This is a genomic window from Desulfotomaculum sp. OF05-3 (assembly GCF_003435535.1).
GTDB classification, from domain to species: Bacteria; Bacillota; Clostridia; order Lachnospirales; family Lachnospiraceae; genus Pilosibacter; species Pilosibacter fragilis.
In genome coordinates this window covers 15797-27628 of the sequence record NZ_QWGO01000035.1, presented here as the reverse complement: position 1 = coordinate 27628, position 11832 = coordinate 15797, and the positions used below count along the sequence as shown (strand labels likewise).

8 protein-coding genes are annotated in these 11832 nt (G+C 48.7%); all 8 read right to left on the bottom strand.

The genetic code is table 11. From position 1 onward, the window contains the following. Window positions 1-178: 178 nt before the first annotated feature. Window positions 179-1078, bottom strand: coding sequence for a ribokinase (locus DXA87_RS14835; protein WP_117505165.1), 900 nt, complete (start codon window positions 1076-1078; stop codon window positions 179-181). 100 nt (window positions 1079-1178) lie between these two features. Continuing rightward, on the bottom strand, window positions 1179-3818 hold the full coding sequence (gene ppdK, locus DXA87_RS14830; RefSeq protein WP_117505163.1) for a pyruvate, phosphate dikinase: 2640 nt from the start codon (window positions 3816-3818) through the stop codon (window positions 1179-1181). 278 nt (window positions 3819-4096) lie between these two features. Beyond that, complete coding sequence (locus DXA87_RS14825) at window positions 4097-4555, bottom strand: divergent PAP2 family protein (protein ID WP_117471056.1); 459 nt, start codon at window positions 4553-4555, stop codon at window positions 4097-4099. Between the two features lie 35 nt (window positions 4556-4590). Beyond that, window positions 4591-6036: a glycogen synthase GlgA gene (gene glgA, locus DXA87_RS14820; RefSeq protein ID WP_117484912.1), complete on the bottom strand. Its 1446-nt coding sequence runs from the start codon at window positions 6034-6036 to the stop codon at window positions 4591-4593. Window positions 6037-6167: 131 nt separating this feature from the next. Then, window positions 6168-6977: a sporulation transcription factor Spo0A gene (gene spo0A, locus DXA87_RS14815; protein WP_015555104.1), complete on the bottom strand. Its 810-nt coding sequence runs from the start codon at window positions 6975-6977 to the stop codon at window positions 6168-6170. Window positions 6978-7422: 445 nt separating this feature from the next. Next, on the bottom strand, window positions 7423-8736 hold the full coding sequence (locus tag DXA87_RS14810; protein ID WP_117505161.1) for an ATP-binding protein: 1314 nt from the start codon (window positions 8734-8736) through the stop codon (window positions 7423-7425). A 219-nt stretch (window positions 8737-8955) separates the two neighbouring features. Further along, the gene (gene ilvD, locus DXA87_RS14805) at window positions 8956-10602 is read right to left on the bottom strand and encodes a dihydroxy-acid dehydratase (RefSeq protein ID WP_015555106.1); all 1647 of its coding nucleotides are present in this window, start codon (window positions 10600-10602) and stop codon (window positions 8956-8958) included. Window positions 10603-10813: 211 nt separating this feature from the next. Next, complete coding sequence (gene ilvC, locus DXA87_RS14800; protein WP_015555107.1) at window positions 10814-11827, bottom strand: ketol-acid reductoisomerase; 1014 nt, start codon at window positions 11825-11827, stop codon at window positions 10814-10816. Between the last annotated feature and the right edge of the window lie 5 nt (window positions 11828-11832).

Below are 11832 nucleotides of genomic sequence, written 5' to 3'. Positions count from 1 at the left end.
GTTTTATTTGAAATAGCACAATAGGTTAAATTAGATTGTTTTATAAAAAATGTCATGAATATAAGCTTTCTTTCCAAATGCTTTCTTTCATGACATTTTTTAGTTCTTTGCGGATTGCCGCAACAATTTTTTATTCCTATTCAGCCTTTTCTAATACTGGCTCACATTTTCTATCTTCTTACCCGCGCTCCGCCACAAATTTCTCCACTTCCTCATACTCCGGAATACTTGGAGCTGCGCCGTTCCGGCTTACGGCGATGGCACTGGCGGCACTTGCTGTTTTCAGAATCTCCGGAATCTCTCTTCCTTTTGTGATTCCGGACAGGAAATATCCACAGAAGGTATCTCCCGCCGCAGTGGTATCCACTGCTTTAACTTTATAAATATCCTGTTTGAAGCACCTGGTCTTATCAAAATACCAGGACCCTTTTTCTCCAAGCGTTAATACAAAAGCGGCATCCGGATATTTCGTCTTCAGCTTCTCCATGATCTCTTCCGGTTCTTCACTCTCCGCTCCGGAAATTTCTTTTCCCTCAATCTCATTGAGGATAAAATAGTCCACCAGATTCATCGGGATCGTCTTCAGATTCTCGTTGATCGGGGACGGATTCAGCGCGACCTTCGCTCCGGCCTTCTTCGCCGTCTCAGCTGCATATCCCACATTGGAAATCTCGTTCTGGAGAAGAACGATATCTCCCTCTTCCACCTCTTTTACCGCTTCGTCGATCATTTCCTTTGATACGGAATCGTTGGCTCCGCCGCAGATGATAATATTGTTCTGTCCATTCTGATCCACCTGGATCACCGCGTGGCCACTGGCTCCTGAAAGACTCTTTGTACCTTCCGTATGTACCCCGGACGCCTTGAGAACATCTAAGAGCATTCCCCCGTCCGCTCCAACAGCGCCCACATGATGCACTTCCGCCCCGGAACGTGCCAGAGCGATCGACTGATTTAATCCTTTTCCGCCGCAGGCCTCCGCATACGTTCTCGTCTTGATCGTCTCTCCCGGTTTTACAAAGTGATCCACTCCATATACACGGTCAATATTCAGAGATCCAATATTTAATACCTTCATATTGCTTCTCCTTTTCCAAAAGATCCCCCAGAAAAACTTCCGGGGGATCTCATTTTTACATTTTATAAAGATTCAATTTACGCTTCGCGTCAGTCAGATCCTATTTGTAACCTTTCTCATGAAGAGCAGCCTGTGCTGCAGCAAGTCTTGCGATCGGTACACGGAACGGTGAGCAGCTTACGTAGTTTAAGCCAACCTTGTGGCAGAACTCTACGGAAGACGGATCTCCACCGTGCTCGCCACAGATACCGCACTTCAACTCCGGACGTGTTGCACGTCCTTCCTTAACTGCGAGCTCTACGAGACGGCCAACACCAGTCTGGTCAAGTCTTGCGAACGGATCAGACTCATAAATCTTTGCCTTGTAGTAGGAATCAAGGAACTTGCCGGCATCGTCACGGGAGAAGCCGAATGTCATCTGTGTCAGGTCGTTTGTACCGAAGGAGAAGAACTCAGCTTCCTCAGCGATCTGGCCTGCAGTAAGAGCTGCACGCGGGATCTCGATCATTGTACCAATGTGGTACTGCATATCGGAGCCTTTCTCTTTCTTAACCTGCTCAGCAACCTCAACAACGATGTCTTTCACGAACTTGAGCTCTTTCTTCTCACCAACGAGCGGAATCATGATCTCCGGAACGATCTCATAGCCCTCTTCTTCCTGAACTTCGATCGCAGCTTCCATGATCGCACGTGTCTGCATCTTTGCAAGCTCCGGATAGGTAACTGCAAGACGGCATCCACGATGACCCATCATCGGGTTGAACTCATGAAGCTCATCGCATTTCTTCTTGATCTCGTCAACAGTCTTGCCCATATCCTTTGCAAGCTCTGCCATCTCTTCCTCTGTCTTAGGAGTGAACTCATGCAGCGGCGGATCTAAGTAGCGGACTGTCATTGGTCTGCCCTCGAGTGCCTTGTACATAGCCTTGAAGTCGCCCTTCTGGTACGGAAGGAGTTTGCTTAATGCTTCCTCTCTTGCCTCTACTGTATCAGAAACGATCATTCTTCTTAAGTTGTGGATTCTCTCCGGATCGAAGAACATATGCTCAGTACGGCAAAGGCCGATGCCCTCTGCGCCAAGCTTAACTGCGTTCTTTGTATCAGCCGGTGTATCAGCGTTTGTGCGGACACCAAGTTTTCTGAAGGAGTCAGCCCAATCCATGATTCTCTTGAAGTTTCCGCCTACGGATGCTTCCTGAGTCTTGATATCACCGTTGTAGATCTTACCTGTTGTACCGTCTAAGGAGATGTAATCGCCCTCGTGGAAGGTATGTCCGCCGAGTGTGAATTCCTTCTTCTCCTCGTTGATCTTGATCTCACCGCAGCCGGATACACAGCAGGTACCCATACCACGTGCAACTACTGCTGCGTGGGATGTCATACCACCGCGGACTGTTAAGATACCCTGTGCAGCGTGCATTCCCTCGATATCCTCCGGGGATGTCTCAAGACGAACCAGAATCACTCTCTCGCCCTTGCCGCCGATACCAGCTGCCTTAGCGTCATCTGCTGTGAAGCAGACTTTACCAGCTGCAGCACCCGGGGAAGCCGGAAGAGCCTGTCCGATAACCTCGCCTGCCTTTAATGCAGCCGGATCGAAGGTCGGATGTAATAACTGGTCGAGGGATTTTGCTTCGATTCTGCAAACAGCTTCCTCAGGAGTGATCTGTCCCTCATCTACTAAATCGCATGCGATCTGGATTGCAGCCGGAGCAGTTCTCTTACCATTACGTGTCTGTAAGAAGTAGAGCTTACCTTCCTCGATCGTGAACTCCATATCCTGCATGTCGTGGAAATGATTCTCAAGTTTCATAGCCAGTTCCATGAACTGCTTGTAGCACTCCGGAAGGTCTTTCTCAAGCTGGGAGATCGGCTGCGGAGTACGAACACCGGCAACAACGTCCTCGCCCTGTGCGTTGATCAGGTACTCACCGAAGATGCCCTTTGCACCTGTGGATGGGTTACGGGTGAACGCAACGCCTGTACCGGAGGTATTTCCCTTATTACCGAATACCATGGTCTGTACGTTTACTGCGGTACCCCAGTCACCCGGAATATCATTCATACGACGGTAAACGATCGCACGCGGGTTGTCCCAGGAACGGAATACTGCTTTTACAGCGCCCATTAACTGTTCCTTCGGGTCCTGCGGGAATTCTTCGCCGTTCATAGCCTCTTTGTATACAGCTTTGAACTTCTCAGCGAGTTCCTTTAAATCGTTAGCGTCTAACTCTGTATCATAGTGAACGCCTTTTGCTTCCTTCATCTCGTCGATGATCTTCTCGAAGTAGGACTTCGGAACTTCCATAACGACGTCGGAATACATCTGGATGAATCTTCTGTAGGAGTCATATGCGAAACGCGGATTACCTGTCTTCTTTGCGAAACCTTCTACTGCTACATCATTTAAACCGAGGTTTAAGATGGTATCCATCATACCCGGCATAGATGCACGCGCACCGGAACGTACAGATACAAGTAACGGATCCTCGGTATCACCGAATTTCTTTCCGTTCACGCCCTCGAGCCATGTTAAAGCCTCAAAGATCTGATCCTGGATCTCTTTTGTGATCTGTTTTCCACTGTTGTAGTAGTCTGTGCAGGCTTCTGTTGTTACTGTGAATCCCTGCGGGATCGGCATGCCAAGATTTGTCATCTCCGCAAGGTTGCAGCCTTTGCCGCCGAGAAGATTTCTCATTGCCGCGCTGCCTTCTTCAAACTTATAAACCCACTTTGCCATAAGTTGTTATTCCTCCTAGAATTTAGTTTAGACTAAGATGTCTATATTGCCCTCATCTCTTTGCTCCCCTGCAATACTTCCGTTCCCCCATCACGTAACTCCGGTTTGGAAATATCGCACAAAAAAAATCGAGTGTCGGAAAAAAGGCCTGTACATATTATAAGGGATGTTGCCAAAAATTGCAACATCCCTTTATAAAAGTTTCGTGATTTTTTCACATATTTCTGTAAATTTCCGTCGTTTTTCTTGGTCAAAATTGTACACAATTTTCTTTTAATTTAGTACAATTTACCAGTGAGCACTGCCAGGAGGATACCAAGAACCGCTCCCGCAACTACCTGCAGCGGCGTATGTCCCACATATTCTTTCAGTTTTTCCTGGAGAAAAACTCCGTCTAAATTCAGGATATTCTCAAAGAAAACGCTGTTCAACAGTTTTGCCTGTTTTCCGGTCTCCCGCCTTACGCCCATCGCGTCGTACATTACGATCATCGAGAGAACAAAGCTGATGGCAAATTCAAAGCTTCCCACTCCGTACTTCATTCCGGATGCCGTCGTAAGCGCACAGACCGTCGCTGAATGGGAACTCGGCATTCCTCCGGAGCCGAAGATCCGCTCCGGATTAAAAGACTTATTGATCACCATATCGATCACGGTCTTTAAAAACTGTGCCACTGTCCATCCGAGCACTGCACTGATCAGTATCTGGTTTCCCAGAAATTCATTCCACATTGTCATGTTTTCCTCTTTTATGTCAGTATTTCCAAATCATTTTAGTATCCGATCAGCCAGTCATATAATTCCTGATACTTTCCGGCAGACGTCTTCCAGGAGAAGTCCACTGCCATCGCCCGGTCAACGATCTTATTCCATTCCCGCTTCTTATCGTAGTAAATATGCTTCGCATAGCGGATAATATTCAACATCTCATGGGCATTGTAGTTCGCGAAGGAGAATCCTGTTCCTGTTCCCTCGAACTCATTGTACGGCCATACCGTATCCTTTAAGCCGCCTGTCTCGCGGACGATCGGCACCGTTCCGTAGCGGAGCGCCATGAGCTGGCTCAAACCGCACGGCTCAAATAAGGACGGCATCAGGAACGCGTCGCAGGCCGCGTAGATCTTGTGGGACAGCGGCTCGGAGTAGTATATCTGCGCTGATACGCGGTCATGATATTTCCAGTCGTAATGGCGGAACATATTCTCATAGTTCTCGTCTCCGGTTCCAAGAACGACCAGCTGCACATCATCCGTACAGATCTCGTCCATCACGCACTGGATCAGATCCAGACCTTTCTGGTTCGTGAGTCTTGAGACGATACCGATCATGAACTTCTTATCGTCCTTCGCGAGACCAAGCTCTTCCTGAAGCGCGCGTTTATTTTTCACTTTCTCTTTTCTGAAATTTTTCGCGTTGTAATTCTGAACGATATCCGGATCCGTCTCCGGGTTGAAGACATCATAGTCGATACCGTTTACAATCCCACGGAGATCGCCGGATCTCGCCCGCATAAGTCCGTCAAGCCCTTCTCCGTAGAACGGGGTCTTGATCTCCTCTGCGTAGGTGTTGCTGACCGTCGTGATCGCGTCGGCATACACAAGACCGCCCTTCAACATATTTCCGTCTTTGTATGCCTCTAACTTATCCGGTGTAAAGAAGTAGTCCGGGAGTCCCGAGAATCTCTGGATCGTCTTTACATCCCACACGCCCTGGAATTTCAGGTTGTGGATCGTCATGACGGACTTGATTCCGCGGAAAAACTCTCCCTCTCCGAATCTTCCCTTTAAATATACAGGGATCAGTCCAGTCTGCCAGTCATGGCAGTGGATCACATCCGGTCTCCATCCGATCACAGGAAGTGCGGATAACGCTGCCTGTGAGAAAAATGAGAATTTTTCCAGGTCATAATACCAATCACCATATGGCTTATCGCCCCAGAAATAACTCTCATTATCGATAAAATAGAAGGTGATCCCTTCATATACATATTCAAGAATTCCGACATAACGGCTCTGTCCCAGGTAATCCATATAAAAATGATTTACATAAGTAAGATTGCTCAAAAATTTATCCTTGATACAGAGATACTTCGGGATCATGACCCGCACATCAAAATATTCTTTATCAAAACATTTCGGTAAGGATCCCACAACATCGGCAAGTCCGCCTGTCTTGATAAAAGGTACAGCCTCGGAAGCGACAAACAATATTTTCTTCATGATAACCCATCCTTCCACTTTTTGCTCCATGGCAGGGGAAATTCCGCAAAAATGCCATGTCCCGCTATTAGATTCAGTATAACACATCCCTCGGAAATTAGAAAGTGGGTCTTTTTCTTTTTTCAGATTTTTCAGATACGTTTGTAATCCAGTCGGATTTTGTCTGCAATCAGTGCAATAAATTCAGAATTTGTCGGTTTTCCCTTGCCGCCGTTCACCGTGTATCCGAAGAGGCTGTTCAGGGTATCAAGCTCTCCTCTGCCCCAGGCAACCTCGATGGCATGGCGGATGGCGCGCTCCACGCGGCTCGGTGTCGTCTTGTGGGTCTTCGCGATGGTCGGATAAAGGATCTTCGTGACAGAGGACAGCATCTCTGTATCCCTGACAGACATGATGATGGCATCTCTCAGATACTGGTATCCTTTAATATGGGCTGGAATTCCGATCTCATGCAGCATCTGGGTCACATCCGTCTCAAGATTCTGTTCTATATAGGTCTCTTTATCAAGATACGGCTGTACCTTCTTCACATCCGTATGTACCGCACCTGCCGCTTTTATCCGACCGCGACAGACTCTGTGGATCTTATCCAGAATAATATCCCTGTTGAAGGGCTTCATAATATAATAATTAGCTCCGAGCCGGAACGCGTCCTCTGTCACATCCTGGCTGCTGGCCGCCGTCACCATGATGAAGGACGGGTGGTTCTTCATCTGCGTGTTGTTTTTTACTTTTTCCATGACGGAAATTCCGTCCAGTCTCGGCATGATCACATCCATGAGAACAATATCCGGATTCGTGCGGACGATCATGTTGTACGCGTCCTCGCCATTATCCGCCTTCCCAACTACATGGATCCCATCTTCTTTTTCCAGAATTTCGCCAAGTAAATTCAAAGTCTGTCTGTTGTCATCTGCAATCGCAATGGATAATTCTGCCATAATGCTCCTCCTGTAACACATAAAGTTTCTTTTTCGGTCATTTTCCCCGTTCCGGCCGGGCGTCTGACATGATATTTTTCTTTTTGACCATCCCCGGTAGGAATATAGACATTATAGTATTGCCCCCTTGTCGAATCCAATCCGAAATAGGTGTACAATTTCAAAATCATTCGTGATTTTTCGTTGTTTTACGAGCTTTGTATCTATTTTTATCACTATATCTTCTTTTCTTAACATTCTTTAACAGCAGACATGTTAAAAAGAATGTGCCTTGGCACATTCTCGCGCCTCGCGCGGTCGCTTGCGACGATCTACATCTTCGCGCGAGTGTGCATCTTTGGCACGTCAGTGCCTTTTTATGTAACGGGGAATTCCTCGGAATTTCCCGTTACATAAAAAAGACCCGGCATGTTTCCATACCGGGTCTTCTCGTATTCTGTCGTTTTTATTTGATCGTGAGCAGGTAATTCGCAAACTGCTGCGCTGTACGGCCGGAAAGTCCGCCACCGCGCATCTCGAAACGGTTCGCCTCGTAGCAGATCTCCTCATCAGTCATAACCTCCGGAGTGATGCCCGCGCGTCTCGCGAGAGCCACTGCCATCTCGTTGAACCCTTCCTTGTTCGGCTTCGCGTAGAAGATAGAAAGGCCAAACCGGTTGACCAGGGAGAGCTTCTCCTCCATGGTGTCGGAGCGGTGCAGATCCTCGCTGTGTTCCATGTCCTCTCTATCCTTCCACGTCTCCTTGATGAGGTGACGGCGGTTGGATGTGGCGTAGATCAGCACGTTGTCCGGCTTTGTCTCGACTCCGCCCTCGATAACAGCCTTTAAGAACTTGTACTCGATCTCAAACTCCTCGAAGGAGAGATCATCCATGTAGATGATGAACTTGTAGTTGCGGTTCTTGATCTGGGCGATGATCGTGGAAAGATCCTTAAACTGATGCTTGTAGATCTCGATCATGCGCAGGCCCTGGGGGTAGAACTGGTTGACGATGGCCTTGATGCTGGTGGATTTACCGGTACCGCTGTCGCCGAATAACAGCACGTTGTTCGCCGCTTTTCCGTCACAGAATGCCTGGGTGTTCTCCACAAGTTTCTTCTTTTGGAGCTCGTAGCCGATGAGGTCATCCAGCATAACGGTATCCATGTTGTTGATCGGCAGGAAGCGGATGGATCCGTCCTTGTTCTCAGCAATGCGGAATGCCTTGTTGAGTCCGAACATGCCGACACCGTAATCTTTGTAGAACTCCGTCACATACTGGAAGAAATCTGCGCCTGACTCGGCCGTCTCAAGCTTCTCGCTTAAGTTTCTCACTTTCTCGCTGACATTTTTATTGTACATCAGCTCTTTTTTGCGGATTGCCTGGTAGTGGGTCAGCTGTGTGAAGCAATCGATGGAGAGTTCTTTCTCCAGCCAGGAAAAATCGTAATCGAACAGTTCCTTGAACATGTCGAAATCGTGGGTCACAAAGTTGTTGACCGTTCCTTCCTGAGCCCCCATCTTCTCACAGACGAGGCTGAACGGATTCTCATTCGTGATCAGGAGGAATGTCAGGTAGTTGTGCCATAAGTTCTTGTCAAAAGCGTAGTCTGTGGCAACCGTCAGAAGATTCTTCACCTGGTGGAAAACGCGGCCTCTGAGCGCCGCCTTCGTCTCTGTTCCATCTTTCAGTTTCTCACAGATATCCGCAAGCTGCCAGAGGATCGAGTCTTCCGGCAGGCTGCCGTATACGAGCAGGTTTGATACGATCTCGTTCATATAGTTTCCTCTCTTTCCGGGGATTTTTCCGAAACCTGGCAGCCTTCAGAAACTGCCGTATGGCATTTTCCGTCGGATACCTGGTAAAAAGGCGGCGCAGCTTCCAAAATAAGCCCGCCGCCTTTTATATATCATGTGATACCAGGGTTCCAAGGTCAAAAAGCCTTTTGCAAGCAAGCTTGCCAAAGGCCTTCCGACCTTTTGACCCTAGGTATCAAATTACTCTACGATAGCACCCTTATCCGCAGAGGATACGTTCTTCGCATAGCGCTTTAAGTATCCTGTCAGCTTCTTCGGCTCGCGGATCTTCATGGTCTTCTTTCTCTCTTCCATCTCTTCATCGGAAACAAGCAGCTTTAAGCTGTAGTTCGGGATGTCGATAGCGATCTTGTCGCCGTCTTTGATGTAAGCGATCGGGCCGCCTGCGGCTGCCTCCGGGGAGATATGTCCGATAGCTGCACCGCAGGATGCGCCTGAGAAACGTCCGTCTGTAAGAAGAGCAACGGTTGTGTCAAGTTTCATACCAACGATCGCGGATGTCGGAGAAAGCATTTCTCTCATTCCCGGGCCGCCTGCCGGTCCCTCATAACGGATGACAACGATGTCGCCCGGAACGATCTTTCCAGCGTAGATCGCTGCGATCGCCTCTTCCTCGGAATCAAAGCACTTTGCGGTACCTGTGTTGACTAACATCTCCGGTTTTACAGCGGAACGCTTTACGATCGCGCCGTTCGGAGCCAGATTTCCGAAAAGGACGGCAAGTCCGCCGGTCTTTGTGTATGGATTGTCTAATGGACGGATCACTTCCGGATTGCGGTTTACGGCACGGGCAACGTTCTCAGCAACCGTCTTTCCTGTTACAGTCTTGCAGTCGCCGTGGATCATACCGGCATCGAGAAGTTCTTTTAATACTGCGGAGATTCCGCCTGCCTCCAGGAGATCCTGCATGTGGTGATGTCCTGCCGGTGCGAGGTGGCATAGGTTCGGAGTCTTCTCACTAATCGCGTTGATCATGTGAAGATCAAGAGTGATATCAGCCTCATGGGCAATTGCAAGAAGATGAAGCGCGGAGTTTGTGGAACATCCGAGAGCCATATCGGTTGTTAAAGCGTTCTCGAATGCTGCCGGTGTGATGATATCGCGCGGACGAACATCGTCAGCTAAGAGTTTCATAACCTGCATACCTGCAGTCTTTGCGAGACGGACACGCTCAGCGTATACAGCCGGGATCGTACCATTTCCCGGAAGACCGAGGCCAAGAACCTCTGTTAAGCAGTTCATGGAGTTTGCCGTGAACATACCGGAACAGGAACCGCAGCCCGGGCAGGAGCTTCCCTCGATCTCAGCGAGTTCTTCGTCGTTGATCAGATTTGCTTTTCTGGCACCAACTGCCTCGAATACAGTATTTAAATCTCTCTGGTTGATGGAGAGCATCGGACCGCCGGATACGAAGATACACGGAAGGTTCAGACGCATTGCTGCCATTAACATACCCGGAACGATCTTATCACAGTTCGGGATGAATACGAGTGCGTCGAAGCAGTGTGCCTTTACCATACATTCGATGGTATCTGCGATCAGCTCACGGGAGCTTAAAGAGAAATGCATTCCATCATGGCCCATGGCGATACCATCGCAGACACCGATGGTATTGAACTCCATCGGTGTTCCACCTGCTGCAAGGACGCCGTCCTTTACGGCACGGGCGATAGTCTGTAAGTGCATATGTCCCGGTGCTACTTCATTGAAAGAGTTTACAACGCCGATAAACGGGCGACGCATCTGCTCGTCGTTATATCCATCTGCCTTTAAAAGGGAACGGTGCGGCGCATGCTCTACGCCAGCTTTTACTTTATCTGAATTCATGATTTTTCTCCTTATGAAACGCAAAGCCAGGCGGGGATGCCTGGCCTTGAAATATTTGCAGAGTTTTCTGCCCCGCAGTGGCACACTCACGGACTTGCGTCCGCTCGTGCGCGGGCATTCGCCCTATGAATCCGCCGGCAAAGATTCACTTATGTGCGAGCACAACGGGAATCTTTCCTCGTCGGATTCGCACTGCTCATTGCTATCGCGACTATTTAGCCTCGTCAAGATCCTGTGTCTGCTTCCAGCCCATCTTTGCTCTTAACTCGCGGCCTGTCTTAGCTGCAAGTGTCTCAGCGTGTGCTGCTCTTGCTGCGTTGAAGGTTGTTCTGCCAACCTGGTTCTCAAGAATCCAGTTCTTAGCGAATGTACCATCCTGGATCTCTGTTAATACCTGCTTCATTGCTTTCTTTGCTTCATCGCCGATGATTCTCTTACCGCTTACATAGTCACCGTACTCAGCAGTATCGGAGATGGAGTATCTCATTCCCTCGAAACCAGCGTTGAAGATCAGGTCTACGATTAATTTCATCTCGTGGATGCACTCGAAGTATGCGTTCTCCGGCTTATAACCAGCCTCAACAAGTGTGTTGAAACCAGCTTCCATCAATGCGCAAACGCCGCCGCAGAGAACTGCCTGCTCACCGAAGAGGTCTGTCTCTGTCTCTTCCTTGAATGTTGTCTCGAGGATACCGCCTCTTGCTCCGCCGATGCCTGCAGCGTATGCCTTAGCAACTTCCATGGAGTTTCCAGCCGGGTCCTGCTCAACAGCTACGAGGCACGGAACACCTTTACCGCCTACATACTGGGAGCGAACGGTGTGGCCCGGTCCCTTCGGAGCGATCATGATCACGTTTACATCTGCCGGCGGAACGATCTGTTTGAAGTGGATATTGAAGCCGTGAGCGAATGCAAGTGTCTTGCCTGCTGAAAGGTTGTCCTTGATATCTTTCTTGTAGAGAGCTGCCTGCTTCTCATCGTTTACAAGGATCATGATGATATCTGCTGCCTTTACAGCGTCTGCTGTGAGCATAACTGTGAAGCCGTCTTCTTTTGCCTTTGCTGCGGACTTGGAGCCCTCGTAAAGACCTACTACTACATCAACACCGGAATCTCTTAAGTTCAGAGCGTGTGCATGACCCTGAGAACCGTAGCCGATAACAGCTACTTTCTTTCCGTCAAGAAGTGATAAGTTACAATCTCTCTCATAATACATGGTTGCCATAGTTT

Excerpts from the sequence above, each read along its gene's own strand:
- spo0A (WP_015555104.1), bottom strand. The coding sequence starts at position 6,977 with ATGGCAGAATTATCCATTGCGATTGCAGATGACAACAGACAGACTTTG.
- glgA (WP_117484912.1), bottom strand. The coding sequence starts at position 6,036 with ATGAAGAAAATATTGTTTGTCGCTTCCGAGGCTGTACCTTTTATCAAG.
- ilvD (WP_015555106.1), bottom strand. The coding sequence starts at position 10,602 with ATGAATTCAGATAAAGTAAAAGCTGGCGTAGAGCATGCGCCGCACCGT.
- ilvC (WP_015555107.1), bottom strand. The coding sequence starts at position 11,827 with ATGGCAACCATGTATTATGAGAGAGATTGTAACTTATCACTTCTTGAC.
- DXA87_RS14825 (WP_117471056.1), bottom strand. The coding sequence starts at position 4,555 with ATGACAATGTGGAATGAATTTCTGGGAAACCAGATACTGATCAGTGCA.
- DXA87_RS14810 (WP_117505161.1), bottom strand. The coding sequence starts at position 8,736 with ATGAACGAGATCGTATCAAACCTGCTCGTATACGGCAGCCTGCCGGAA.
- DXA87_RS14835 (WP_117505165.1), bottom strand. The coding sequence starts at position 1,078 with ATGAAGGTATTAAATATTGGATCTCTGAATATTGACCGTGTATATGGA.
- ppdK (WP_117505163.1), bottom strand. The coding sequence starts at position 3,818 with ATGGCAAAGTGGGTTTATAAGTTTGAAGAAGGCAGCGCGGCAATGAGA.